The organism is Thioclava kandeliae (assembly GCF_040297545.1).
GTDB lineage: Bacteria > Pseudomonadota > Alphaproteobacteria > Rhodobacterales > Rhodobacteraceae > Thioclava > Thioclava kandeliae.
This window is the reverse complement of the sequence record NZ_JAYWLC010000003.1, coordinates 205,094-230,550: the sequence shown is the minus strand read 5'-3', so window position 1 is coordinate 230,550 and position 25,457 is coordinate 205,094. Positions and strand designations below refer to the sequence as shown.

The 25,457-nt window shown below is 61.4% G+C and carries 22 protein-coding genes and 1 tRNA gene; 12 read left to right on the top strand and 11 right to left on the bottom strand.

The window, feature by feature from the left end:
• Positions 1-114: 114 nt before the first annotated feature.
• The gene (locus VSX56_RS05690; protein ID WP_350935503.1) at positions 115-507 is read left to right on the top strand and encodes an EF-hand domain-containing protein; all 393 of its coding nucleotides are present in this window, start codon (positions 115-117) and stop codon (positions 505-507) included.
• Positions 508-572: 65 nt separating this feature from the next.
• Here the strand turns inward: VSX56_RS05690 and katG are convergent, their stop codons facing one another.
• The 6 genes from katG to VSX56_RS05660 all read right to left on the bottom strand — a co-directional run bounded on the left by katG (position 573) and on the right by VSX56_RS05660 (position 7,233).
• Positions 573-2,879, bottom strand: coding sequence for a catalase/peroxidase HPI (katG, locus tag VSX56_RS05685; protein WP_350935500.1), 2,307 nt, complete (start codon positions 2,877-2,879; stop codon positions 573-575).
• 244 nt (positions 2,880-3,123) lie between these two features.
• Positions 3,124-3,549, bottom strand: coding sequence for a hypothetical protein (locus tag VSX56_RS05680; protein ID WP_339115054.1), 426 nt, complete (start codon positions 3,547-3,549; stop codon positions 3,124-3,126).
• Between the two features lie 216 nt (positions 3,550-3,765).
• On the bottom strand, positions 3,766-4,878 hold the full coding sequence (locus VSX56_RS05675) for a Gfo/Idh/MocA family protein (RefSeq protein WP_350935497.1): 1,113 nt from the start codon (positions 4,876-4,878) through the stop codon (positions 3,766-3,768).
• A 126-nt stretch (positions 4,879-5,004) separates the two neighbouring features.
• Positions 5,005-5,778, bottom strand: coding sequence for an L-iditol 2-dehydrogenase (locus tag VSX56_RS05670; RefSeq protein ID WP_339115056.1), 774 nt, complete (start codon positions 5,776-5,778; stop codon positions 5,005-5,007).
• Between the two features lie 114 nt (positions 5,779-5,892).
• Positions 5,893-6,615, bottom strand: a complete 723-nt coding sequence (locus VSX56_RS05665; RefSeq protein ID WP_350935495.1) for an EI24 domain-containing protein — start codon at positions 6,613-6,615, stop codon at positions 5,893-5,895.
• A 12-nt stretch (positions 6,616-6,627) separates the two neighbouring features.
• Positions 6,628-7,233, bottom strand: a complete 606-nt coding sequence (locus VSX56_RS05660) for a nitroreductase family protein (protein ID WP_339115058.1) — start codon at positions 7,231-7,233, stop codon at positions 6,628-6,630.
• 173 nt (positions 7,234-7,406) lie between these two features.
• On the opposite strand from VSX56_RS05660, the gene VSX56_RS05655 reads away from it, so the two are divergent.
• The 6 genes from VSX56_RS05655 (at position 7,407) to VSX56_RS05630 (ending at position 14,195) form a co-directional block, all read left to right on the top strand.
• Entirely contained in the window at positions 7,407-9,569 is a 2,163-nt protein-coding gene (locus tag VSX56_RS05655) for a YjbH domain-containing protein (RefSeq protein WP_350935493.1), read from the top strand.
• Positions 9,566-10,240 (top strand): YjbF family lipoprotein, encoded by a 675-nt coding sequence (locus tag VSX56_RS05650; RefSeq protein WP_349295759.1) that lies wholly within the window; start codon positions 9,566-9,568, stop codon positions 10,238-10,240. The genes VSX56_RS05655 and VSX56_RS05650 overlap by 4 nt, the downstream gene beginning before the upstream one ends.
• A 112-nt stretch (positions 10,241-10,352) precedes the next feature.
• On the top strand, positions 10,353-10,562 hold the full coding sequence (locus tag VSX56_RS05645) for a hypothetical protein (RefSeq protein WP_349295760.1): 210 nt from the start codon (positions 10,353-10,355) through the stop codon (positions 10,560-10,562).
• A gap of 426 nt (positions 10,563-10,988) precedes the next feature.
• On the top strand, positions 10,989-11,783 hold the full coding sequence (gene iolB / locus VSX56_RS05640; protein ID WP_339115062.1) for a 5-deoxy-glucuronate isomerase: 795 nt from the start codon (positions 10,989-10,991) through the stop codon (positions 11,781-11,783).
• 85 nt (positions 11,784-11,868) lie between these two features.
• Positions 11,869-13,083, top strand: a complete 1,215-nt coding sequence (locus VSX56_RS05635) for an MFS transporter (protein WP_350935490.1) — start codon at positions 11,869-11,871, stop codon at positions 13,081-13,083.
• Positions 13,084-13,142: 59 nt separating this feature from the next.
• Positions 13,143-14,195, top strand: a complete 1,053-nt coding sequence (locus tag VSX56_RS05630; RefSeq protein ID WP_339115064.1) for an AbrB family transcriptional regulator — start codon at positions 13,143-13,145, stop codon at positions 14,193-14,195.
• Between the two features lie 5 nt (positions 14,196-14,200).
• Here the strand turns inward: VSX56_RS05630 and htpX are convergent, their stop codons facing one another.
• The 4 genes from htpX to VSX56_RS05610 form a co-directional block, all read right to left on the bottom strand.
• Positions 14,201-15,187, bottom strand: a complete 987-nt coding sequence (gene htpX / locus VSX56_RS05625; protein ID WP_350935488.1) for a zinc metalloprotease HtpX — start codon at positions 15,185-15,187, stop codon at positions 14,201-14,203.
• Between the two features lie 268 nt (positions 15,188-15,455).
• Positions 15,456-15,863, bottom strand: coding sequence for a hypothetical protein (locus VSX56_RS05620; protein WP_350935486.1), 408 nt, complete (start codon positions 15,861-15,863; stop codon positions 15,456-15,458).
• 170 nt (positions 15,864-16,033) lie between these two features.
• Positions 16,034-16,687, bottom strand: coding sequence for a deoxyribose-phosphate aldolase (gene deoC, locus VSX56_RS05615; RefSeq protein WP_349295764.1), 654 nt, complete (start codon positions 16,685-16,687; stop codon positions 16,034-16,036).
• 53 nt (positions 16,688-16,740) lie between these two features.
• The gene (locus tag VSX56_RS05610) at positions 16,741-18,435 is read right to left on the bottom strand and encodes a mechanosensitive ion channel family protein (protein WP_350935483.1); all 1,695 of its coding nucleotides are present in this window, start codon (positions 18,433-18,435) and stop codon (positions 16,741-16,743) included.
• 120 nt (positions 18,436-18,555) lie between these two features.
• On the opposite strand from VSX56_RS05610, the gene VSX56_RS05605 reads away from it, so the two are divergent.
• From VSX56_RS05605 to VSX56_RS05585, 5 genes are all read left to right on the top strand, one after another.
• Positions 18,556-19,236: a Crp/Fnr family transcriptional regulator gene (locus VSX56_RS05605; RefSeq protein ID WP_350935481.1), complete on the top strand. Its 681-nt coding sequence runs from the start codon at positions 18,556-18,558 to the stop codon at positions 19,234-19,236.
• 310 nt (positions 19,237-19,546) lie between these two features.
• On the top strand, positions 19,547-20,431 hold the full coding sequence (locus tag VSX56_RS05600) for an MBL fold metallo-hydrolase (protein WP_339115070.1): 885 nt from the start codon (positions 19,547-19,549) through the stop codon (positions 20,429-20,431).
• 66 nt (positions 20,432-20,497) lie between these two features.
• Positions 20,498-22,177 (top strand): bifunctional protein tyrosine phosphatase family protein/NAD(P)/FAD-dependent oxidoreductase, encoded by a 1,680-nt coding sequence (locus VSX56_RS05595; protein WP_350935478.1) that lies wholly within the window; start codon positions 20,498-20,500, stop codon positions 22,175-22,177.
• A gap of 60 nt (positions 22,178-22,237) precedes the next feature.
• Positions 22,238-23,980 (top strand): SulP family inorganic anion transporter, encoded by a 1,743-nt coding sequence (locus VSX56_RS05590; protein WP_350935475.1) that lies wholly within the window; start codon positions 22,238-22,240, stop codon positions 23,978-23,980.
• Positions 23,981-24,105: 125 nt separating this feature from the next.
• Positions 24,106-24,181 (top strand) — tRNA-Val (locus VSX56_RS05585).
• 749 nt (positions 24,182-24,930) lie between these two features.
• On the opposite strand, the gene VSX56_RS05580 is transcribed toward VSX56_RS05585, so the two are convergent.
• On the bottom strand, positions 24,931-25,437 hold the full coding sequence (locus VSX56_RS05580; protein WP_350935473.1) for a flavin reductase family protein: 507 nt from the start codon (positions 25,435-25,437) through the stop codon (positions 24,931-24,933).
• Positions 25,438-25,457 lie beyond the last annotated feature (20 nt).

Genomic DNA, 25,457 nt, shown 5'->3' with positions numbered 1-25,457 from the left:
ATCGTGAAGGCGCGTGTCTGGAAGGCCCGACGGAAGAAAAATATCTCCTCGTAACAAGCTCATACCCACCGCGCCGCAGGTTTGCCGGCGCGGGATATCGAAAGGAAATATCCGATGAGGAAGCCTGTGTTTCTGTCGCGCAGCCTTGGGCCCGCCATCGCGCTTGGCCTGAGCTGCACCGCAGCCATCGCGCAAGCGCAGGACGGCGCCCCGCCGCCCGACAGCCCGCATGACGGCCCGCCGCCCTACTGGATGCTCGATCACAACCATGACGGTCATGTGAGCATCCGCGAGTTCGATGACTTCTTCGCCCATCATCCGATCCAACCGCGCGCGCCTGAGGATGCCCCGCCGCCGCCGCGTGACCCGAACGCTCCGCCACCCAAGAGGGATCATGAGGACAAAGCACCCTCGGGCAAGATGGTGGACCGCAACCATGATGGCCGGATCTCGCCGCATGAATATGACGCCTTTCTCAAGATGATGGCGCCGCCGCCGGAACGCTGACCCGATAACAAAAGGGGCGCGGAGATGACCTCCGCGCCCCTTTCTCATGATCTAGGGAACCGCCGTCAGCAGGGCGACATGACCTTGCGGCGTTCCTCGGCGGCGTCAAAGCGGTCCAGCGTCATCACCTTGTGCCATGCCTTGACGAAATCGCGCACCAGATAGGCCTCGCCGTCATCGGCGGCATAATATTCGGCCAGCTGGCGCAGCTCGCTATTGGAGCCGAAGATCAGATCGCAGCGCGAGGCGGTATAGGATTTGCCTTCTCCCGAGCGCGGGCGGATATCGAACATCTGCTCGCCCTCCTGCGGATGCCAAGCGTAATCCATCGACACCAGCGTGCGGAAATAGTCATTGGTCAGCTGACCCTTGCGCTCGGTGAAGATGCCCGTATCGCTCCCGTCGTAATTCTGGTCGAGCGCGCGCAGGCCACCGGCCAGAGCTGCCCATTCGGGGGCTGTCAACGCAAGCTTGGCCGCCTGATCGAGGAAGAGGTGCTCGGCAGGGATCTGGTAGCGGATGCCCGGATGCTGGTAATTGCGGAACCCGTCAACCACCGGCAGCAGCCAGTTGAAGCTCTCGGCATCCGTCCATTCCTCGCTGGCATCGGTCCGGCCTGCCACGAATGGCACGTCGATCTCATAGCCCGCAGCTTTGGCCGCCGCCTCAACGCCTGCACAGCCGGCCAGCACGATGAGATCGGCCATCGACACCTTAGCCGCGCCCTTGGCGTCGAACTCGGCCTTTACGCCCTCGAGCGCTTCCAATACGCGGGAAAGCTGCGCGGGGTTGTTTACCGCCCAGTCCTTCTGCGGAGCCAGACGGATACGCGCGCCATTGGCACCGCCACGTTTATCGGTATCCCGATAGGTCGATGCCGATGCCCAAGCGGTCGCGATCAGCTCGCGCGGCGGAACGCCCGTGGCAAGGCAGGCCTCTTTCAGGCTAGCGATATCGGTGTCCGAAACCTGCGGATAATCGGCCTCCGGCGTCGGGTCCTGCCAGATGAAAGTGCCACCGATCTGCGGCCCCAGCCAGCGCGAGGTCGGGCCCAGATCGCGGTGGATCAGCTTGTGCCATGCTTTGGAAAACGCTTCGGTGAAATAGTCGAAATCCGACAGGAAGCGTTCGCAGATCTTGCGGTATTCGGGGTCGACCTTGAGCGCGAGATCCGAGGTCATCATCATCAGCGGGTTCATCTGGCCCTCGATATGCGCATCGGGCGTCTTGGGCGCATCGGGATCCTCGGGAGTCCACTGGACGGCACCAGCGGGTGATTTGACCTGTTTCCACTCGTATTTGAACAGGTTCTCCAGATAAGAATTGTCCCACATGGTCGGATCGGGCGTCCAGCTGCCCTCGATCCCGTTGGTCATGGTATATTGTGCAAATCCGAGACCTCTCGGGTTCTGCCAGCCCAACCCCTGAGCCTGAAGGGGCGCACCTTCGGGCGCGGGGCCGATCTCCTCGGCGCTCACCATCCCGTGCGATTTACCAAAAGCATGGCCGCCCGCGATCAGCGCCACGGTTTCCTCGTCATTCATCGCCATACGGGCGAAAGTCTCACGGATATCGCGTGCACTGTCCTGCGCATTGCCATTGCCGTTCGGGCCTTCGGGATCGACATAGATCAGTGCTTGATTGGCATTGGCGAGCGGGGCTTCAAGATCGTAGTGATCCTCTTGCACGTCACCTTCCCAGCGCAGATCGCGGGTGACCATCTGGTTCGGATGGCCTTCCATCGGGCCTTGCCCCACCTCGCTCGGGCGTTTGCCGTTCCAGTCCTCCGGGCCCCAATAGGTTGCGCGGTCGGCCTCCCATGCGTCAACGCGACCGAAGGCGAAGCCCTGGATCGGAAGGCCCATATCCTCGAGCGCAATGGTGCCGGCCAACATCATCAGATCGGCCCAGCTAAGCTTAGCGCCATATTTCTGTTTGATCGGCAGGAGAAGACGGCGCGATTTGTCGGTATTGCCGTTATCCCACCACGAGTTGATCGGCGCAAAGCGCTGCATCCCCTCGGCCGAGCCGCCACGCCCGTCGGCAATCCGGTAGGTGCCGGCCGAGTGCCATGCCATGCGCACCATCTGCGGCCCGTAATGGCCATAATCGGAGGGCCACCACTCCTTGGAACTATGCAGCAGCGCGCGCACATCCGCCTTCAGCGCCTCGACATCCAGATCCTTGATCGCCTCGGCGTAATCATGGTTCGGGCCCAGCGGGCTGGCCTGCACGGGGTTCTGGTGCAGGATTTCGACCTTGAGCCGGTTGGGCCACCAGTGATCGAGCTGCGGTTCGGAGCCGGCTGCCCCCCCGATACGAGTTCCGCGGAACGGGCAGGCGCCCTGATTGGCGGCAGCGTGATCTTTCATGAATACTCTCCTTGGACGTGACTTGGGCGCCGACGCCTCCTCGCGTCCGTGCCTTGGCTCTCGCCCAACACCCGACGGAGCGATTGGTTTCATACCGAATGCGCGAAATCCCGTCATTTTCCTGTTCCGCTACGTCAGATCGGGGAACCCGCAGGCATAGACGGAAAAAGGACGGCCCGCGAGGACCGCCCTTCTTCACTGGAGATGCACATCTCCCGATGTGCGGGGGTTTGGGCCCGAGACCTTATTCGTCGCGGCCTTGGCCCAAATAGGGTGCCGGTTGCGGTGCAACAGATTGACGCGCATCGCCCGACAGAATGAATGCCGCATCCTGAGCATTGTCATTGCGCAGATTGCTATCCACGGTGACCAGTTCAGCCAGCGTATATTTGGCAGGATTTACGCCAAGCTGAGCGGCCAGCTGCGCTTTGCCGGGGGTGACTTCATGAGCCGGCGCTGCGGTGCGATTTTCATGTTCGATGAAATAATTCGCGGTGTTCGTGTCATTGTCGCGGCGGGCGTCCGCGATCGTCGTCAGTTCGGCAGTGGTGAATTGTGCCCCATCCAAATTCAGCTGCTGGGCCAGTTGTGCATGGCCTGCACCCTCTGCCGAGGCGATGCCTGCGCTTGCGGTAAGGGCTGCGATTGCGGCGATAATTGCGTTTTTCATGATCTATCTCCTAGTGTTGCATCTCGCCAGTGCCCCGCAGGGCTGTGTTACGATCTGCGTTTTGTCTTTCTGGAGATCTATCTAGGTATGTTCTTCGTGATTGGAAATATATAAAATTAGCACGCTAAACGTTTATATATGCACAAATCGATTTGGAACCCGAAATAAAAAAGGGTCTGCGAAATGGCAGACCCTTTAGAACACTCGCGACCGTTCTCAGGACATCGGCTGCTGCGGGATCACGCTGATCAGCTCGTCCGGCGCCGGCTCGTCCGCCGGCGCCAGCCTGTAGGCCTGATCGGACGAGACCGCCTGAGCAGGCTTTGCCGGCTCGAGCCGGATCACCTGCCCCGATGCCAGCGACCGCTCGACCGCGTCCAGCACGCGCAGGTCGAGATAGCCCTCGCGGCCATCCGCTTCGGGACGTTGCTTTGTCAGGATGCAGTTCGAAAAATACTGCGTCTCGTTGCCGAACTGGTCCACGGGGTCGAAAGCATGCTCGGTCACCCCGTCCGCGCGCGTTTCTGTATAGGAGATCCCGACCTCGGGGCCGAACATGAAGCAAGGCGTGGCGTGGATGCTGGCCTTCGTGCCCACCAGCGTGAAGCTTTCCGATTTCTCCGTGGCATAGCTGCAGGTGAACTGCGCCACACGATTGCCCGAAAAGCCCAGCGTAACGGCCACGGTATCGTCAAAATTGAAGCCGCGGTCAGGGTCGCGGGTGCCGATTGCATAGACGCTGACAGGCTCCTCGCCAAAGAGGTTGCGCAGCGCGTTGAGCGGATAGGTCCCCATATCTGGCACGGGGCCCGCCCAGTAGCCATTATGGCCACGCGAATTGGCCTCGGCCACCTGCTGGGTGAAGGTCGAGGTGAAACTCATCAGCTTGCCGAAATCGCCACGGCGCGCGCGCGTGAACATCTCCACCGTCGCGGGCTCGTTATGCAGGCGATAGGCGATCATCAGATAGGCGTTCGAGCGCGCCTCCGCCTCGATGATCCGGCGCCCGTCCTCGAGGCTCGCGGCCATCGGTTTCTCGCAGAGCGCATGGATCCCCGCATCGAGCGCGCGGACCACATAATCGGTGTGCAGGAAATTGGGCGTCGCGACATAGACCGCGTCGATCTCGCCCGAGGCCAGAAGCGCGTCATATTCGTCATAGCGCCATGCTTTGATCCCGTAGAGCCCCGCCAGTTTCGAGGCTTTCGCGGGATCGCCGGTCACAAGGGCGGCAAGTTCGGAATTATCGGTGCGCGAGATCCCCGGCATGAAAGCCTGTTGCGAGATCTGGCCTCCTGCGACGACGGCGTAACGGATCTTCTTGGTCATGATATCCTCCGATGAAATATGAAAAATTTCGGTCTCGGGGATGTAACGCACCAGCGCCGGTCTGGTTTTCTTCACGATGGCGTGCATGGGGTGCGGGTCAGGCGGCGACCGCCCGACCCAGATGCCTCAGCTCATCCACTGGCCGCCATCGACATTATAGGTCTGCGAGACGATATAATCGGCATCCTTCGAGGCCAGAAACACCGCCATCCCCGCCAGATCGGCCGGTTCGGCATAACGCCCTGCGGGAACGCCCGCCTCGACCTCGGCCTTTTTCTGGCCAAGCGGCTTGCCTTCGAGCTTTGCGAACATCGCATCCACATGCGCCCAATGTTCGCCATTCACCACACCCGGTGCGATGGCATTGACGTTGATGCCATGTTTGATCAGGTTCAGACCCGCCGATTGCGTCATCGAGATGACGGCGGCCTTGGTCGAGCAATAGACGAGCACCAGCGCCTCGCCCCGACGTCCCGCCTGCGAGGCCATATTGATGATCTTGCCGCCATGTCCCTGCGCGATCATCTGCTTGGCCGCGGCCTGCATGGTGAACAGCGTCCCCGCCACATTGACGGCATAGAGCCTGTCATAGCTCTCGCGGGTGATATCGACGGTTTCGGCGGCATCAAAAAGCGCTGCGTTATTGATCAGGATATCGAGCTTGCCCGCGACCTCGACGACCCGCGCGATGCCGGCATCGATACTCTTCTGCGAGGTCACATCCAGCTCCACCGCGTAGGCCTGCGGGCCCAGCTCGGCCGCGGTCGCCTCGGCGGCGGCAAGGTTGATATCGGCAATCGCGACCCGCGCGCCTTCACGGATATAGCTTTCGGCAAAACCGCGCCCGATGCCGCGGGCGGAGCCGGTGATCAGGGCAGATTTGCCCTCCAGTCGTTTCATGACTTTCTCCTCCATAGGGGGCGTTCCCCCCATCCGGCGCCACTGTGATCTGCTGTTCTGAAAATGACAACCGGACAAAGAAAAAGGCCGCCCTACAGGACAGCCTTTTTCGGTTCAGGCGGAGCGGATCACGCGCGGACGCGGCACCTGTCCCGTCAGACGGTGATAGAGATGTGTGAAGGTCGCAGCCCCCAGCACCGGCACCACAAGGTTGACGACCGGGATGGTCAGGACCACCGCCATCAGCGCGCCGGTCGTCCAGATCATCCAGCGATGCTTGTGATAGAGCGCCTGCACCTGCTCTTTCTGGATGCGGCGTTGCGCAGCCATCTGGAAATATTCCCGCCCCAGCAGATAGCCGTTGAGCCCGAAGAACAGCAAAGGCGCCACCGGCAGGATGAAGAAATAGACCGTGAAAGCGATGAGATTCGCCACGATCACCACGCCAAGGAACCGCAGGCTCTCGGCGATGGTCTCGGCCAGCGTGAAGGTGCGGATCTGCGGCAGATCGGGGTAATGCTCGCCCTCGACCATCGCCGCGACGTCTTCCAGAAACAGACCCGTGAAGGCCGAGGCCACAGGGATCATCAGGAAGATCGACAGAACCATCATCAGCCCGATGGTCGCAAGCGAGGCGATATCATCCACGAAACCGATGTGATACTGCGTGAAGGGCAGCGTGAAATCATCGGGCGTGATCGCGCCCACGCCCCATGTGAACAGCACGGTCACAAGTAGCAAAAGCCCGACCGACAATCCGACCCCCAGCGCGAGGATCTTCAGGGCACCGGGGCGGAACACATCCTCTATCGCACGGGCGATGGACGAAAAGATCATGCGTCTGCGTCCTTATTCGGTCACGAATGTGGTGATGCGTGCCAGATCGGGGCGCGGACGGTCGGGCGGCGTGACGCCTTCAGTGCCGATATGGACAAAGCCCGCGACCCATTCGCTCTCTGCCAGATCCAGCGCCTCGCGCCCGAAATCCGCGTTATGGGCGGCCCAGCCCGAGAGCCAGCTTGCCCCCCAGCCTGATGCCAGCGCCGCCGAGAGAAGCCCGTAGCAGACAGCGCCCGCCGAGAGTGTCTGCTCGATCAGAGGGATCTTGGGGCTATCCACGGGGGCGCTGATGACGGCCACGCAGAGATGGCTGTCCTCGAACTGCTTGGCGGCCTTCTCGATATCGACGCCGGTCAGCCCGTCGGCTGCGGCGCCCTCGGTTGCAGCCTTTGCCAGACGCTCGAGCGCGGAGCGGCGCAGCACTATGAAACGCCACGGCTCGAGTTTGCCGTGATCGGGGGAGCGGGCCGCGATTTCCAGCATCGGCATCAGGGCGCCATCATCGGGGACCGGCGTTACCAGCGTCTTGGCCGGACGCGAGCGACGGGTCTTCATGAACTCCAGCACTTGCGGATGTTCGATTGCAGCGTTGATTGTTGCCTCTGATACGGTCATTCACGGGCCTCCTGTCCTGATCCGCCCAGATATCGTCAGCTTTGTTGCCAAATTCAACCATCTGCGGGCTGCTGTTCGTCCGGCAGGTCCGAAAAGCGGTGCGGGCTGTTGCGCTTGTTGACGGCTTCGTGCTCTATGGTGAAGAGCAATTGAGACAACCAAGGTCAGGCATAGTGAGTATTTCCCAACGGTCTGCATGGCGCCGCACTCTTCTGGCCGCGCTTCTGTGTGGCGCGAGTTTCCCTGTCTGGGCACAGGATGGCAGCGACATTACCTATAGCCAGCCCCAAGCGCCCTCGCTGAACATGTATGGCGTGCCGGGCGTGCTGGATATGCCCTCCGCAGAGATGCTCCCTGACGGGCAGGCGGCCTTCAGCTATTCCTATGCGGGCGGAATATCGCGCTATAACATGACCTTCCAGGCGTTTCCCTGGCTGTCTGCGACCTTCCGCTATAGCGGGATCCAGGACCTCGATCTCTACGGGTTCGACACCTATTACGACCGCAGCTTCGATCTGCGCCTGCGCCTTCTGAAGGAGGGCCATTATGCGCCCGCCGTCACGCTGGGACTGCAGGACATCGCGGGCACCGGTCTGAACGCGTCGGAATATATCGTGGCGGGCAAGCATTTCACCACGCCGGGGCTTTCGCCCTCGGGCGAGGGTCAACTGCATGTGACCGCGGGTCTGGGTTGGGGACGTCTGGGCTCGATGGGAGCCTTCACCTCGACCGGCAGCCGCCCCTCCTATGACAGCTCTTCCTCGGGCGGCCAGCTCTCGGCCGACCAGTGGTTCCGCGGAGATGTGGCGCCTTTTGCAGGGATCGAGTGGGATAGCGGGCAGAACTGGAGCCTGAAGGCCGAATATTCCTCGGATGCCTATGTGACCGAGACAGAGAAGTCGGATGTGTTCAAGCGCAAGAGTTCGTTCAATTTCGGCGGCGAATATCAGGTCTCCGATACAACCCGCATCGGGGCCTATTACCTTTACGGCTCGATCGTGGGCGTGAGCGCGCAATTCCAGCTCAATCCGCGCCACGAGATCACGCCGCTGGTGATCGCCGCCCCCGATCCGGTGCCGCCGCGCCGCGACTGGGCCGAGGAATCGGACTGGGATCCGTCTTGGGCGCAGAGCGAGACCTCGCGCAGCAAGCTGTTTGAAGACCTGAAGACGGCGCTGGCCAATGACGGCATCCTGATTGAATCGCTGACCCTTCATGCGCGCTCCGTCGATATCCGCTATCGCAACCCGCGCTATCAGGCCGATACTCTGGCCGTGGGCCGGATTGCGCGTATCCTCGCCCGCTATCTGCCCGCCACGGTCGAGACCTTCCGCATCGTGCCGATGGTTGACGGAATGGCCGCCTCGGCGGTCACGATCAGCCGCACGACGCTGGAGGATACCGAATATCTGCCGGACGCGACCGATGCGGTCTGGGCGGGTGCGACCGTAGGCGATGCGCCTGCCGTCGGTGCCGATGCGCAGATCAATGGCGATCTCTATCCGAAATTCTCCTGGGCGCTCACGCCCTATACCAAGACCTCCTATTTCGATCCGTCGGAACCGTTCCGACTGGATGTGGGCGCACAACTTGCCGCGACATGGCAGTTCTCGCAGGGCTGGAAACTGGCAGGGGCCGTGCGCCAGCGCGTCTGGGGCAACATCAAGGACGGACGTCTCTCGAACTCCGTGCTGCCACATGTGCGCACCGACCAGACCGCCTATGCGCAGGAAGATACGACCCTCAAGAACCTCTATCTCCAGCATAACTGGAAGATGGCCCCCGATATCTACGCCCGTGCGAGCGCCGGTCTCTTCGAGGAGATGTATGGCGGGGTCTCGGGCGAGGTGCTCTGGAAGCAGGCGGATAACCCGCTCGCCTTCGGGGCGGAGCTGAATTACGTCAAACAGCGCGACTATGACCAGCTTTTCGATTTCCGCGATTATGATGTCGTGACCGGCCATGTCTCGGCCTATTACCGCTTCGAGGACTATCTGCTGGAAGTCGATGCGGGGCGTTATCTGGCGGGCGATTACGGTGCGACCGTCTCACTGGATCGCATCTTCGACAATGGCTGGTCGGTCGGCGCATTTGCCACCGTTACCGATGTCTCCTCCGAGGAATTCGGCGAGGGCTCCTTCGACAAGGGCGTGCGCTTCAGCGTTCCGATCGCATGGCTCACCGGCGATCCCAACCGCAGCAGCTATGGCATGACGATCCGCCCGACCCAACGTGATGGCGGCCAGCGGGTCTATGTGCCCGGCCGACTCTATGAAGACATCCGCGGCAAGGACAATACCAGCCTGACGAAACAGAAAGCAGGGTTCTGGCAATGAAGACCTCCGTCGTTCTCTCCGCGGCCCTCTTGAGCATTCTGGCCGCCTGTTCATCGGGGGTCGAGGCCCCCAATAGTCAGGAAGTCGTGGCCAGGACCGTCGTGGCCGCGCTCAAACAGTCGCGCCAGAAACCGGCTCCGCAGATGAGCCGCGCGCAGCTCGAACAGCTGGGCGTGCCGGTCATGGAGGTCAGCGTCGAACGTATTGGCGCGACCGGCTATCTGGTCCCTGAGACCGAGCAGAGTGATTCGCTTGGTCGGAGCAAAACTTGGCAAAGTTCCGATAACGGCAGCTTTACTTTCCGACAGGGTGTGCTCATTGCGTCACGCGGTTTCGGCTTCGATCTCCTCTCCGCATCGGCTCCCGTCAGCAAGGGACAGGCGATGGGTCCGGCCAGTTCCGCGAGCCGCCACTATGTGACGCGCGCGGGCGACTACTCGGAAAACAAACTGGATCTCACCTGCACATTGGGCACAACAGGGCACGAGACCATTGAAATTCTTGGAAAATCACATGCTACACGGCATCTGATCGAGGCCTGCACCTCGCCCGAGGGCAACAAGGTCAGCAATGATTACTGGATCGGTCTGCAGGACGGGGTGATGTGGCAGTCGCGCCAATGGGCGGGTCCGCGTATGGGCTATGTCAGGTTCCGTCAGATCGTGAACTAATCGATAAAATAACTTTCAAGGCAATTTTTCTGCGCTCGCGAAAAAGAAATTGAAAGTGAACACCCGCCTGCTAAGTTGAAATCTAATAGCTGTCCCCTATTGGAGTTTTGTAATGAAGAAAGTACTCGCGGCTCTCGCCCTGATCACTGCTGCTTCCGCAGCAAACGCACAAGCACCCGGCCCGACCAGCCTTCCTGGCCCGCTTGCTGGTGCAGGCACCGGCATCATCGTTGCCGGCACCATGGTGACCATCGTTGCAATCAGCATCGCAGTGGCGGCAAACGACGATTCGTCGGACACCACCACCACCCCGGATACCTGATCCGGACATGCCGCATCGGGCTTTCCGATCGCAGGCATATCGATACAGAAAACCCGGCCTCGCGGCCGGGTTTTTGCGTTCAGCCGTCCGGCGTTGTTCTGCCACGACCCGCAGGGAATATCCCTGACCGGACCATCACGAAACTGTCAAAGGCGCCGCTGCACCGAGCCGCCAGCGACGCAATGCGGCGGCGTGGTGGCGCCATGCCCTGCGGCGCCCGAATATTGCATTTTGAAAGAAAATGCGCAGCCCCCTCAAATCACAGGATAAACCATTGGCAATCCGGCGCGCGATGCGCATGGATCGCATGCGGAGAGGTCAGGGCTGCGGTTTTGCACCGCCAGTTGATGCCGGACAGGCGGCATGATCTACATTGGGCAGGAGGCCGCGCCATCGCGCGGAAGAGCCGAGAAAGAGGAGAGGAACATGACGAATTTGCAGCACAAGCCCTTCGGAACCCGCGGGAAGGTACATGAGATTACCCCTGCGCTGGCCGGTTGGCGCTATGTGGGATTTTCGCTCTATAAACTGAAAGCGGGCGACACGGCGGCAGAGGCCACCGGGTCGAACGAGGTCATTCTCGTGATGGTCGAGGGCAAGGCCGCGATCAAGGGCGCGGGCAAGGATTGGGGTGTGCTGGGCGAGCGGATGAATGTCTTCGAGAAGACCCCGCCGCATTGCCTCTATTTGCCGAACGGCACCGATTGGGAGGCTGTCGCCGAGACCGACTGTACCATCGCGGTCTGCCTTGCCCCCGGCAAGGGCGGCCACGAGGCGCGCAAGATCGGCCCCGACAATATTACCCTGACCCAGCGCGGCGAGGGCTCGAACGAGCGCCATATCAACAATATCGCCATGGAAGCCGAGGATTACTGCGACAGCCTGCTGGTGACCGAGGTCTTCACCCCCGCAGGTAACTGGTCGTCCTTCCCGAGCCACCGCCATGACGAGGATGATTTCCCGCGTGTGACCTATCTCGAAGAGACCTATTACCACCGCATCAACCCCGGTCAGGGCTGGGGCATCCAGCGCGTCTATACCGATGATGGCTCGCTCGACGAGGTGATGGCGGTCAAGGATGGCGATGTCGTTTGCGTGCCGCGCGGACACCATCCTTGTGGCGCACCGCACGGGTTCGAAATGTATTATCTCAACGTGATGGCCGGCCCGCGCCGCGCTTGGCGTTTTGTGCCCGCCCCCGAGGTGGAACACTTGTTCTGACAGGAAAATAAGCCTAGTTAGCTTGTAACGTCAGGCCGCCATCCGGCAACGGGTGGCGGCCTTTTCCTGTCTCGAGGCCTTCATAATGTCTTCCCCCTCTCCGGTTTCAGGCGCTGCTGCGGGCAAGCTGGGTCCGGCGGCCTGCATGCTCGCCATGTTCTCGGCGCTTCTGGGCAGCACCGCTCCAAGCCCGCTCTATCCGTTCTATATCGCGCATCTGGACCTGCCGCAGGTCATGGGCACGGCGATTTTCGCCACCTATGCCGTCGGCACGCTCTGCGCGCTGTTTCTGGCGGGCGCGATCGGTTCGGGCATCCGCGATCTGCGCTTCGTTCTGTGGCCGGGGTTGCTGATCACGGCATTGGGGGCGGCGATCTTCAGCCATCCCGACAGCCTGTGGACGCTGCTTACGGGGCGGTTCCTCAACGGCTTCGGCACGGGGCTGATCACTGGCACCGCCTCGACGGCGCTGTTCGAGCTGTCCCACCCCGACAAACGTGGCCGCGCGGCGATGTTTGCCACGCTGGCTTTCACGCTGGGCGCTGCGGGCGGACCGCTCCTGACGGCCACCTGCCTCGAACTGGGCCTCGCCGCCACCTCCCTGCCCTTCGTGATCATCGTGGGCCTTGCGGTCTTGGCGATGGTCGGGCTGAAACTGGCCGCATGGCCCCCGCGCGAGCCCCGAACGAGCGCAAGCGCAAAAGCCGCGTCGGGAGCGTCGCAGGGCGGACAACTCGGGCTCTATCTTCTGGCCTGTCTTGGCTTGACGGTCGCGTGGATGCTCGGCTCCCTCCTGATGGCGATCGGCACCGATCTGGGCCAGCGCGCCTATGCGATCCACTCTGTCGGACTGGCGGGGATGGTTCCGGCGCTGTTCCAGCTGTTTGGTGGTGTGGGTCAGGTATTCTGGGGCCGTTCGCTGCCGCTGCGGACCCTGATCATCGGCATGATCGGGTTGGCGCTGGCGCAGAGCATTCTTCTTTTGGCGCTCCCCGGAGAACATGGCTGGATCATGCTGGCGATGATGCCGGTCTGCGGCTTTTTCTATGGCGCGGCCTTTGTCTCCGCGCTCGGCATTGCGACACAGGCCGCTCCGCCCGAAACCCGCGCGAACTGGATCTCGCGTTTCTATGTAGTGGGCTATCTGTCGAATGCCGTACCAACCGTCGTGATGGGCGGGCTTATCGACCTGATCGGACTGTCACCGGCCTTCTTCTGGTTCGGGCTGGTCGTTATCGGGCTCGCCTGTCTGGGCGCGGCGCTGGCCCTGCAGTCCCGACGCGCGGCCCTCGCCGTTTGACCTCCCCTACTCCCGCGCCACATCACCTCCGAAACACCACCAGTCAGGACAGGCCCCGCATGCAGGCAAGACGGATCGTATCATGGCTCGCCATCGTTATCAGCGGCATCGCAGCGGGCGGAGTGCTGTCCTATTTCGGGGTGCCGGCAGGCCTGCTGATCGGGCCGATCGTCGCGGGGATGTGTTTCGGTCTGGCCGGATACAAAATGGCTTTCAACCGCGATTTGCGGGCTCTCGCACAAGGCGCGACGGGGGTTCTCATCGCCTCGAGCTACCGACCCGACACACTCGCGCGTCTGGGCGAGTTCTGGCCCGAGGCGCTGGCCAGCCTCTTTGCCACGATGGTCATCGCGATTGCGGCGGGGGTCGTTGTCGGACGGATGGGTCGGATCGCGAAAGAGGAGGCGATCTGGGGTTTCCTGCCCGGCATGGCAAGCGCCGTGATCGCCATCAGCGAGGAGCGCAACATGGATGCGCGGGCAGTGGCCATCATCCAGATCATCCGGATTCTGGTGGTGATCCTGTCGATGTCCGCTTTGGCGGCGGTCCTCCATATGACGGGGCTTGCCGATCCTGCACAAGCAGGGGCGGCGAAGGTCAGCCCGCATGGGCCCATCTGGATCCCCTGTATGCTGATCCTGCTGGCTCCACTGTCGCAGAGGTTCATGCGCTTTGTTCCGGCGGGCGGATTGATGGTGCCGATGATCACCGCGATTGCGCTGAAATCTGCAGGCGTCAACGTGGTCATGCCGCATGAGTTTCTGGTGGCGGCCTATCTCGTGATCGGCGCGCATGTGGGTCTGCGCTTCGACCGCCCGCTCCTGCGTCAGGCAGGCGCTGCCCTGCCCGCAATCATCGGGGCGGCCATCGTCATGGTGTTGTTGGGCGGCGGGGTCGGCTTCGCGCTTGCATGGGCGGTGGATGTCGACACGCTCAGCGGCGTGCTGGCTGCCGTTCCGGGCAGTATCGATGCCGTGGCCGCCCTGTCCTATTCCAGCGGCTCGGACATGTCCTTTGTCATGACCTTGCAGATCCTGCGGCTGTTTGTCGTGCTGATTGCGGGGCCACCTATGGCGTCATGGGCGGCCCGCCGCTTTGCGGTAAAACGCTAGACCCTTCAGTTCCAGGGGCTGTTCCGGTCACGGTGGCGGCCCACTTTGGGAAGCGAGCTGCCGCTGACATCATCGTCGTGCGACGGGGTTTGGAAAGGCTGGGCATGGACGGTCCGGCGGGACGCTGCGGGACGCATCGTCCCATTATCGCCCATCTGCGCGGCAAGTTCGCGCAGCGCCGCCACGCGGTTCTCGGTTGCAGGGTGCGTCGAGAACAGCTTGTCGCGCCCGCCCCCATGCAGCGGATTGATGATGAACATATGTGCCGTAGCGGGGTTGCGCTCGGCGGCAATATTATCGACCTGGGCCGCACCCTGCTGGATGCGTTCAAGCGCCGACGCGAGCCAAAGCGGATGGCCGCAGATCTGCGCCCCCTGCTTGTCGGCAGCGTATTCGCGCGTGCGCGAGATCGCCATCTGCACCAGCGAGGCCGCGAGAGGCGCGAGGAACATCATGGCCAATGTGCCCACGATCCCGAGCCGGTTCTCCTCTCGGTTACCACCGAAGAATAGCGCGAAATTCGCCAGCACCGAGATAGCACCGGCAAAGGTCGCGGTGATCGTCATGATTAGAATATCGCGGTTCTTGATATGTGCCAGTTCGTGGGCAATCACACCTGCCAGTTCCTCGCGCGAGAGCACCTGCATCAGACCCGAGCTGACAGCCACGGCCGCATTCTCGGGATTACGCCCCGTGGCAAACGCATTGGGCTGGGGGGTATCGATGATATAGAGCGCGGGCATCGGCAGATCGGCGTTGCGCGCAAGCTCTGCCACCATCTCGTTCAGGCCGGACGGATCGCGCGGACCGATGGGCTGGGCGTTATGCATCCGCAGCACCATCTTGTCGGAATTCCAGTAGCTGAAGATGTTCATCGCCGCAGCAATCACGAAGGCGATGACCATCCCCGTGCTGCCACCCAAGAAATAGCCAAGCCCCAGAAACAGCGCCGTGACGGCAGCCATCAGCATAGCGGTTTTTACATATCCCATCGTCTCTTTCCTATTCCGGTTCTCATGCGAACGGTCCAACTGGATATAGGCAGCAAAATGCGATGTGCAATGTAGGCCGGGCCCGCCAGAAGACGGAAATGACACGGCAGTTCATAAGTCAGCTGTTGAATAAACTGCTAATTCAGGGTGGGTTTTCAAGCTGCTTAGACAGTAGGCAAAATTGGAAGAAGGGCAATCCGGACCCGGATCACCCTTCCTCACTGGAGATGCACATCAGTGATGTGCAACGGTCATGACAGAGCCGGAATTAGCGGCCCGTGCCAAGATAGGGGCGTGCGATCGGCGCGACGGTATTGCGCGAAGTGCCGGTTTCGATGAAGCGGGCTTCTTTCGCGTCATCCGCGCTCGAGAGCGAAACGAGTTCTGCCATCGAGTATTTCGATGCATCAACACCGAGCTGCTCTGCCAGCTGGGCTTTACCTTGAGAAACCGAGGTATTTTCTTTTGCACGGTTCTCGTGGTTCAGGAAGTATTTTGCTTCCTGAACGTCACCGTTGATTTTTGCATCACGGATATTGGTCAGTTCCGCAGTGGTGAAATCGGCACCGTTCAGGCCCAGCTGAGCGGCGAGTTGCGCGTGGCCTGCGCCTTCGGCAGAAGCGAAACCTGCGGAAGCGGCAAGAGCGATAGCGGCTGCAACGAGAGTGGTTTTCATAGTCATCTCCAAGTGAATACGGCTAACCAGCAGTGAACAAGGTTAGCCGCCTAATTGATGACGTCCCTCTACGCCTGTGTGTTTCATCCGTAAATGACAGAAACACAGCACGCTAATGTTTATATTTGCACATTCACAATTTCGTCACAAAGCGAACGATTCGAAATATATTAAGCGCCAATGATCGCGAGGCTTTTGGAGGCGCCGATCCGGCTGGCTCCCGCCGCGATCATCGCCAGCGCATCCTCCGTCGTCGAGACACCGCCCGAAGCCTTCACACCCATCTCCGGACCGACCGTCTTGCGCATGATCGAGATCGCCTCGATTGTCGCGCCGCCCGACGAGAAACCGGTAGAGGTCTTCACGAAATCCGCCCCTGCCTCCTTGGCCAGATGACAGCCCGTGGCGATCTGGCTTCCGGTCAGGAGGCATGTCTCGAGAATGACCTTGAGGCAAAGATCGCCACAGGCGGCCTTGACTGCGGCGATATCGGCACGCACCGCGTCCAGATGCCCGTCGATCAGATCGCCTACAGAGATCACCATATCGATCTCGGTCGCGCCCTGCGCGATTGCCCATTCCGTTTCGGCCACTTTCACAACGCTCGGAGAGGCTCCGAGCGGGAACCCCACAACGGTGCAGACCAGAACCCCGCTGCCTGCAAGCGCCTTGGCCGCGCGCGGGACATGGATGGAATTCACACAGACCGATTTGAACCCATGGCTGGCGGCCTCTGCGCAGAGCGCATCGATCTGGGCGGTGGTGACATCGGGCTTCAACGCGGTGTGATCGATATAGGCGGCGAGTTCGGCAGGCGTCATCATGTGTCTCCGTGATAGGATGGTCGCACAAGCCATGGCAGGCCGGAATGAAGGGGTCAACTCTGTGCAGGCACCGCATCAGCGTCCATCGGCGCATGACGCGGGAAGACCGGCCTGGCGTCGCAATCGATCTCGCGCGCCTTTGCCAGCAGCGCCTCACGCACCTCGTTGGCCGTCACAAGACCGGTATTCGGGTCGTCGCTCGGCACGAGGAACAGAACCTCCTGTCCCCAGATATCGTGGTTGGACACATAGACGCCGCGGCTATCGGGATCATCGCGTAGGCCATATTCGTCGAGAAGGCGGTGATAATATTCCCGGAGCGGCGTGACATCCGTCCGGTGATCAAGCCGCAGGATAACCTCGAACAGGGTAAAATGCTCCTGCATCGTCCAGTTCTCGAACGGCTCGGCCACGAAATCGACCACCGGCACCACGAGCCGTTTCCCCGTCCAGATGCGCAGCTGGACATAGGTGAAATTGATCCGCTCGACCGAGCATATATAATCGCGGAACAGGATCTTGTCGCCGATCCGCGCCGACTGGTTCATCGAGATTTGGAGCGAGGCCAGAATATTGGACAGGATATTGCGTGCGGCGAAGGCCAGAAGCAGACCGATCGTCCCCGCCGATGCCAGAAGCGAGATCCCGAGCGACTGCATGACGGAGGCCTCGTTGAGAACGATCCCCACGCCCACCATTGCGATCAGCACGATCCCCCCGCGCCTGAGCGCCGAGACCCGGGTGGCCATTGCGCGACGCAGTTCCTGCCCCTCGCCGATCGCACTGAGCTCGCCCCCATCGAAGGAGACCAGCCTCTCGATGATCACGTCGGCGATATTGACGATGAGCCACAGCACCGCCGCCACGATCCCGAAGACGGTCAGAGGCGACAAAATCGTGTCGATACGGCCCGAGAAGATAAAGAGCTTGTTGGAAATCAGCCCCATCGTCGCCGTCATGACCAGAAGGGTCACGGGGCCGCGTATCGCCACGAGGAAGGAACCGGGGGCGGCACGGCGGTCACGATGCATGCCGCGCGACAGGATCTTTTTGGTGACCCAGCCCATGAGGGCCGTGATCGCGATAGCCAGAGGCAAACCGATCGCCTCCCACCATTGCAGACCCCAGATCGCTTCCTGCCGCAAAACCGTAGGCAGGGCCTTCTCGAGCGCGGAGGGCGCGAATGCATCGCCGAGCGCGGGCAGATTATCCACCGTCTGGCGCGAGACCACCCAGACCGGCTCGCTGTTTTTCGGCTTGATCCGATTGATGCGGATCGGCACCGGCCGGTCGCCCAGATCGACATACCATAGCAGGATCGACCGGCGCGGCTTGCCCGCCATCGGCGTCTCGGCCCCGCCGCGCTCGTTCATGCCATCGGGGCGGTCATAGAGCGCATACCAGTCGATGATGATCTTACGGTCCAGAAGAGTCTTGAAATCCCTCGCAAGCTCGGGGCCTCTGGTGCGCTGTTCCATCTCGTCGATATCCGACAGATCCAGCATGTGCGCGGCGGCCAGCCAGTCGCCGTTATTGGCCTGAATGATGAAACTCTCCAGAGCCGAGCGCGGCGTAGTGCGGTCGATCTTGTCGGGTGTCGTGCCCAGGCCGCGATTGAGCGCATCGACCTGATACCATTCCTCGGAGGCCGCAGCTTCCTCTGCCTGCGCGCCGGGCGGTATGACCGCCAGACACCAGAACAGAAGAAGGGACAGCAGGGACGGGGCGCGGAGCGTGGCACGGGTCATGCAAGGCAAACCGCCTGGATGACGCAGGGTTCCGGACTCCGTGTAAAAATCTCCACGGCTGGCATTTTGCCGCCGCCGGAGCTAGGCCTAGGCCGGAGCAAGGCAGGGGAGCTTTTACCGATGACACCCGAAACAACTGGCTGGATCGATAAATTCGAAGGCCTGAAGCAGCTGCCCGATGACATCCGCGCGGCGCTGGTCGCGGGTAGCAAGGTGCTGATAGTCCCCGAAGGCACCGAGATTTTCGCTCCCGGTCAATCGGCGGACAATCTTCTGCTGCTGATCGAGGGGACGGTGCGGGTCCAGCAGAAATCCGATACGGGGCGCGAGGTGATCCTTTACCGCGTGAATGCAGGCGAGAGCTGTGTGCTGACCACCGCCTGCATGCTGGCTTTCGAGGATTATGCCGCCGATGGTGTCGCCGAGACCGAGGTCACAGCGGTGGCCATTCCGCGCGCGACCTTCGATGATCTGGCGGGCCGCTCGCCCCTTTTCCGCGAATTCGTCTTCAAGGCCTATTCGCGCCGGATCACCGATCTCTTCACACTGATCAACGATATCGTCTTCCAGCGCATGGATGTGCGGCTTGCGCAGCGGCTTCTGGAACTGGCCGATGAGCGCGACACCATCCGCGCCACCCATCAGGCGCTGGCCAACGAACTGGGCACCGCTCGCGAGGTGATCTCGCGCACCCTCTCGGAATTCCACCGTCGCGGCTGGATAGAGCAGGCGCGCGGCGAGGTCCGGCTGACCGGCAAGACCGGGCTCGAGCGCCTTGTAAAAGCCGCAGGCCTGCTCTGAGTGCGAAACCAACCATAGCCCGTATGTGACGAAGTCACCGTGCATCTCCCTGCATCCGGTATAAACCTTTCTCACGACCCATCGGGAGACCAGAATGCCGAACGAGACAGGACGCTGTGGTATTGATGCCTTTCTGCGGTTCCCGCCTTCACCGGCCTGCGGCCTGCTGGTATCGTGCAGAGGCGCGCCCTCCCCGTCGCACCGGTCTTAGGTGTGACACCGGCCACCGGGTTCTGCCCGGTCCATATATTCATCGGCATCCGCCCCTCCCGCGGAAAGCCCCCAGTCCTTCGCTCAAGGAGTTCCGAGCATGATCTACACGACCGACATGTCCGTCCAGCCTGTGGTCAAAGGGTTCTTCGACCCTGCGACCAACACGATCAGCTATATCGTCAAAGATCCGGGCAGCATGGCCTGCGCGATCATCGATAGCGTGATGGATATCGACTATGCGGCAGGACGGATCAGCTATGACCATGCCGACGAGCTGATCGCCTATATCGAGGCCGAAGGGCTGCTGCTCGAATGGCTGATCGAGACCCATGTCCATGCCGACCACCTGTCGGCCGCCCCCTATATCCAGAAGAAACTGGGCGGCAAGCTGGGCATCGGACGTCAGATCACCGTGGTGCAGGATACGTTCGGCAAGGTCTTCAATGAAGGCACCGAGTTCCAGCGCGACGGCTCGCAATTTGACAGGCTGTTCGATGACGGCGATGTCTATCATGTCGGCGGCATGCGTTGTTTCGCCATGCACACGCCAGGCCATACGCCCGCCTGCATGGTGCATGTAATGGGGAACGCGGCCTTCGTGGGGGATACGCTCTTCATGCCCGACGGCGGCTCGGCACGTGCCGATTTTCCGGGTGGGGATGCGGGCATCCTTTATGACAGTATCCAGAAGGTTCTCTCCCTGCCCGCAGAGATGCGTCTGTTCATGTGCCACGATTACGGCCCGAATGGCCGCGAGATCCGCTGGGAAACCACCGTGGCCGAAGAGAGGGCGCATAACATCCATGTTGGGGAGGGCCGGACGAAGGAGGAGTTCGTCAAATTCCGCACCGAGCGCGACGCACAGTTGGCCATGCCCAAGCTCATCATCCCTTCCCTGCAGGTCAATATGCGCGGCGGCGACCTGCCGCCCGCCGATACCGATGGCAAGCGCTACCTGAAAGTGCCCCTGAACGGGCTCTGAGCAGGTCCGCAGTCAGGGGGCGGGCACCGACCAGCCCCTAAAGACCATCTCCCAGGAGGAAGAGCTTTGGAAAAGCATGAACTGGCCACGGGTCTGTCCGTCGGTCCGCAGATCACCATATCCGATGTGCAGACGCTCGCGGCGGCAGGTTTCCGTTCGATCATCTGCAACCGCCCCGATGCCGAGGGCGCGGACCAGCCGGGCCATGAGGAGATCGCCCGCGCGGCACAGGAGCAGGAGATGGAGTTCCGCTATCTGCCGGTCACCCCCGGCATGGTGACGCAGGAGGATGCCAGTGCCTTTGCCGCAGCACTGACCGCCCTGCCCGGTCCCGTCTTCGCCTATTGCCGCACCGGCACACGGTCGACCACGCTCTGGTCACTGTCGCAGGCCAAGGACCGCTCGCTGACCGATATTCTCGCCCGTGCCAAGGCCGCAGGCTACGACATGAATGGCGTCGCTCGCCGGATTGCCAATGGCGGCAAGACGCCCACCGATACGGGCGATGCGAAATATCAGGTGGTGATCGTGGGCGCGGGAGCCGGCGGCCTTTCGGTTGCGGCAAGCCTGAAGGCGCGGCGCAGCGACCTTGAGGTCGCCATCATCGACCCCGCCGATATCCATTACTATCAGCCCGGTTGGACGATGGTCGGCGGTGGTATCTTTGAACCTTCGAAAACCGCCAAAACCATGGGGAGCCTGATCCCCAAAGGCGTCACATGGATCAAGGCCGCCGTGGCCGCTTTCGAGCCCGAGAAGAATGCCGTGATTCTCGATGGTTGCCGCGTTGTGAAATATGACCGCCTTGTGGTCTGCCCCGGACTGAAGCTCGACTGGGCGGGGATCGAGGGGCTCGAAGAGACCCTTGGCCGCAATGGCGTGACCTCGAATTACCGCTATGATCTGGCACCCTATACATGGCAGCTGGTATCCTCGACGACCGAGGGGCGCGCGCTTTTCACCCAGCCCCCGATGCCCATCAAATGCGCCGGAGCGCCGCAAAAGGCGATGTATCTTTCGGGCGATGCGTGGTTCAAACGCGGCGTTCTGAAAAATATCGACATCCAGTTCATGAATGCCGGCGGCGTGCTTTTCGGGGTGAAGGACTATGTCCCTGCCCTGATGGAATATGTCGAGAAATATGACGCCACGCTGAATTTCTTCCATAAACTGGTCTCTATCGACGGCTCCGCCAAAACGGCCACCTTCGAGGTCATCAGACCCGACAGCGAAAAACAGATCCTCACCACCGATTTCGACATGATCCATGTGGTGCCGCCGCAAACCGCGCCGGATTTCATCCGCGTCTCGCCTCTGGCGGATGCGGCGGGCTGGGTCGATGTGGATCAGGCCACGCTGCGCCATAAGACCTATGACAATATCTGGTCCTTGGGCGATGTGATGAACGCCCCCAACGCCAAGACGGCGGCGGCCGCGCGCAAACAGGCGCCGACCGTGGCCGAGAACATCATGGCCGATATCGCGGGCCAATCGGCACGGGCGCAATATGACGGCTATGGCTCCTGCCCGCTGACGGTCGAGCGTGGCCGGATCGTGCTGGCCGAATTCGGATATGGCGGCGTGCTCAAACCCTCCTTCCCGAAATGGCTGCTCGATGGCACGCAACCCACACGCGCGGCCTGGCTTCTGAAGGAACGCCTGCTGCCGCCGATCTACTGGAAGGCAATGCTTCGCGGCCATGAATGGATGGCCAAACCCGAAGCGGTCTCCGCCAAGGCCGATTGACCCTTGCCCAGATCACGGGCCGCAAGACGGCCCGTGGCCCCTTTCAGGATAGGCCCGCACATGCCCTCGCTCTCCCGTTATCTGCCGATTTTGGACTGGGGTCGCCGCTATGATCGCGACGCATTTTCCAATGACCTGATCGCCGCGCTCATCGTGACCATCATGCTGATCCCGCAATCGCTGGCCTATGCGATGCTGGCGGGGCTGCCACCCGAGGCGGGGATCTATGCCTCCATCGCGCCGATCCTCCTCTATGCGATCTTCGGCACCAGCCGCGCGCTGGCGGTGGGGCCCGTGGCCGTGGTCTCGCTGATGACGGCAGCGGCCATCGGCCAGATCGTGCAGACAGGCACGGCGGGCTATGCGGCGGCGGCCCTCACCCTCGCCCTCCTGTCGGGGCTGATGCTGCTGGCGCTCGGCCTGTTCCGGTTGGGCTTTATCGCCAATTTTCTCAGCCATCCGGTCATTGCGGGCTTCATCACCGCCTCCGGTCTCCTGATTGCCACAAGCCAGCTGAAACATATTCTGGGTATCAAAGCGGGCGGAGCGACCCTGCCGGAAATGGTGGTTTCGATCATCGGGCATCTGGGGCAGATCAATCCGGTCACTCTGGCGATCGGCGTGCTGACCACGGCCTTCCTGTTCTGGGTCCGCAAGGGGCTGAAGCCCATGCTCCGGCGCCTGGGCCTCGGGCCCCGCATGGCCGATATCCTGACCAAAGCCGGTCCGGTCGCGGCCGTGGTGGTGACAACGGGGCTCACATGGGGGCTCGGGCTGAATGCGCATGGGGTGGCGATCGTCGGCTCTGTCCCGCAAAGCCTGCCGCCGCTGACCCTGCCCGACCTCTCGCCCGAGCTGATCGGGCAGCTCCTCCTGCCCGCGCTGCTGATCTCGATCATCGGCTTTGTGGAATCGGTCTCGGTCGCGCAGACGCTGGCTGCCAAAAAACGCCAGCGCATCAGCCCCGATCAGGAGCTTATCGGCCTTGGCGCGGCCAATATCGGCGCCGCCTTTACCGGCGGCTATCCGGTCACGGGCGGCTTCGCGCGTTCGGTGGTGAATTTCGATGCCGGCGCCGAAACCCCCGCCGCAGGGGCCTTTACCGCCATCGGCCTCGGGATCGCGGCCATCGCCTTAACGCCGCTTGTCTATTTCCTGCCCGATGCCACCCTTGCCGCTACGATCATCGTTGCCGTGCTCGGCCTCGTGGACATTTCTATCCTCAAAAAGACATGGGCCTATTCCCGCAAGGATTTCGCCGCTGTGCTGGTCACCATTGTGCTCACACTGGCCGCGGGCGTCGAGATCGGCGTCGCGACAGGCGTCATCCTGTCGATTGTCATGCATCTTCTCCATACATCCAGACCGCATATCGCCGAGGTGGGGCTGGTCCCCGGCACGGAGCATTTCCGCAATATCCATCGTCACGAGGTCATCACCCATCCCGATCTGCTGACATTGCGCATCGACGAAAGCCTCTATTTCGTGAATGCCCGTTTCCTCGATGATTATATCCAGGACCGGCTGACGCGCGCGCCCCGGATCCGCAATGTCGTTCTGATGTTCTCGGCGGTCAACAGCGTCGATTTCTCGGCGCTCGAAAGCCTCGAAGCGATCAACCACCTGCTGAAAGACCGCAATATCGGCCTGCATCTGAGCGAGGTGAAAGGCCCCGTGATGGACCGGTTGAAAACGGCGCATTTCCTGTCGGAGCTGAACGGGCAGGTTTTCCTCTCGCAATATCACGCTTGGCAGATGCTGACGCGGCAGAACATGGAGCGGATTTGCCCGACAGGGAGCTGAAAGCGGAAATCGTTCCTGGGCAACCCACTCAAAAACATGATGATATTTCATCCGGCTTTAACGGCATGTTTATCGAAAATATCTCTTGCAGCTTCGCAAACCTGCCGCTAGAAGCAGCGCATGGCGGGCGGTTAGCTCAGTTGGTAGAGCGCTTCGTTTACACCGAAGATGTCGGGGGTTCGAGTCCCTCACCGCCCACCATGTAAATCAATCCCTTACATCGTGAATTGCCTGCCCTTACGAAAAGCGCTCAGGTTCCGTGAACCCGGTTTTCGGCCGAGCCTCTCTTGCCGAACCAGCGGTGACCAAAGACACCGTCTCGAGGATGTGGTCTGCCATGTCACTTGCATGGTCCGTTTTGACCGTTCAACACGCGTCAGCCGTCGGTCTACGGGCACGCGGCTCTCGGGTGCTGGTGGGCCATATTCCGGCGAGCTGTGCGGGCGCATTGTGTTGCCGTATTGGCATGTAAGGGATCGCCAGCCTCCATGGTGGCGGAGCGCAGAACGCGATCCCGCGCCGGCCATCGCTCGACCAATGCGGCCAAAGCTATGATAAAATCTACAAGGATGGCTGAAATTGTGGCGGTCGGTCCACGGCGGTGAAAGCACGGAGTCTGGTCAATCTCCTTGCTATGACCAGCATCAGGATCTCATTTAAGAAGCTGGACGGTCTCATGCGCGAGCGGGTCACGCGTGATGGCAGCGAATGTTAGCCCTAGATTGATACTGCGCAGCAGAACTGCAGAGCCGCATCGGGTCTGTTGCAAAATTATGAACACCATTAATCCGAAAAAACTTTTCGGATCTGGCTGCAGATCCAGACTCTCCGCAGAGATTTGCAAATGCACTCGAGATAAAAGGCTGGCGCAGTCAGAGCGCGAGCCTTTCATTTATGTCCCACGGCTCCGGATATGTCACCGCCAACCGGAGGCTCTAGCGGGACGGGGGTCACTCGCTCAGGAATTTGCCGCGGAAGAAGATCAGCGGTGCGCCCTCGCCTGCGGCCCGCACACCCTGCACATTGCCGATGATAATGGAGATATCGCCATGCTCGACGACCTTTTCGACCGAGCAGTCGAATACCCCGAGCGCCGATATTAGCGTGGGCGCTCCGGTCGAGAGCGTGTCCCATGCCTCCGGATCGAAGGTTTTCTCCCCCTTGCCGCCGAACATATTTGCCAGATGGGCGGTGCCCTCGGGCAGGAAATTCACCGCGAAATGGCCCTTGTCCAGAATGCCCTGCAGCGCGGAGGTCTTCTTGTCGACCGAGACGATCATCGTGGGTGGATTGGCGCAGACATGGCTGGCCGAGAGGCCCAGAAAGCCCTTGGGACCCTCGGCGCTGTCGGTGGTCACGACGGTCGCGCCGATTGCGCGCTCGCCCAGAGTTTTCCAGAAACTGCCGATATCCATATCGGTGCCGATGGCTTCCATTTTCATCATATGTCCTTTCATGGAAACGGGCCCGCAGCGGG

Coding starts and splice junctions, on each gene's coding strand:
- VSX56_RS05690 (WP_350935503.1), top strand. CDS start 115: ATGAGGAAGCCTGTGTTTCTGTCGCGCAGCCTTGGGCCCGCCATCGCG.
- katG (WP_350935500.1), bottom strand. CDS start 2,879: ATGAAAGATCACGCTGCCGCCAATCAGGGCGCCTGCCCGTTCCGCGGA.
- VSX56_RS05680 (WP_339115054.1), bottom strand. CDS start 3,549: ATGAAAAACGCAATTATCGCCGCAATCGCAGCCCTTACCGCAAGCGCA.
- VSX56_RS05675 (WP_350935497.1), bottom strand. CDS start 4,878: ATGACCAAGAAGATCCGTTACGCCGTCGTCGCAGGAGGCCAGATCTCG.
- VSX56_RS05670 (WP_339115056.1), bottom strand. CDS start 5,778: ATGAAACGACTGGAGGGCAAATCTGCCCTGATCACCGGCTCCGCCCGC.
- VSX56_RS05665 (WP_350935495.1), bottom strand. CDS start 6,615: ATGATCTTTTCGTCCATCGCCCGTGCGATAGAGGATGTGTTCCGCCCC.
- VSX56_RS05660 (WP_339115058.1), bottom strand. CDS start 7,233: ATGACCGTATCAGAGGCAACAATCAACGCTGCAATCGAACATCCGCAA.
- VSX56_RS05650 (WP_349295759.1), top strand. CDS start 9,566: ATGAAGACCTCCGTCGTTCTCTCCGCGGCCCTCTTGAGCATTCTGGCC.
- VSX56_RS05645 (WP_349295760.1), top strand. CDS start 10,353: ATGAAGAAAGTACTCGCGGCTCTCGCCCTGATCACTGCTGCTTCCGCA.
- iolB (WP_339115062.1), top strand. CDS start 10,989: ATGACGAATTTGCAGCACAAGCCCTTCGGAACCCGCGGGAAGGTACAT.
- VSX56_RS05635 (WP_350935490.1), top strand. CDS start 11,869: ATGTCTTCCCCCTCTCCGGTTTCAGGCGCTGCTGCGGGCAAGCTGGGT.
- VSX56_RS05630 (WP_339115064.1), top strand. CDS start 13,143: ATGCAGGCAAGACGGATCGTATCATGGCTCGCCATCGTTATCAGCGGC.
- htpX (WP_350935488.1), bottom strand. CDS start 15,187: ATGGGATATGTAAAAACCGCTATGCTGATGGCTGCCGTCACGGCGCTG.
- VSX56_RS05620 (WP_350935486.1), bottom strand. CDS start 15,863: ATGAAAACCACTCTCGTTGCAGCCGCTATCGCTCTTGCCGCTTCCGCA.
- deoC (WP_349295764.1), bottom strand. CDS start 16,687: ATGATGACGCCTGCCGAACTCGCCGCCTATATCGATCACACCGCGTTG.
- VSX56_RS05610 (WP_350935483.1), bottom strand. CDS start 18,435: ATGACCCGTGCCACGCTCCGCGCCCCGTCCCTGCTGTCCCTTCTTCTG.
- VSX56_RS05605 (WP_350935481.1), top strand. CDS start 18,556: ATGACACCCGAAACAACTGGCTGGATCGATAAATTCGAAGGCCTGAAG.
- VSX56_RS05600 (WP_339115070.1), top strand. CDS start 19,547: ATGATCTACACGACCGACATGTCCGTCCAGCCTGTGGTCAAAGGGTTC.
- VSX56_RS05590 (WP_350935475.1), top strand. CDS start 22,238: ATGCCCTCGCTCTCCCGTTATCTGCCGATTTTGGACTGGGGTCGCCGC.
- VSX56_RS05580 (WP_350935473.1), bottom strand. CDS start 25,437: ATGAAAGGACATATGATGAAAATGGAAGCCATCGGCACCGATATGGAT.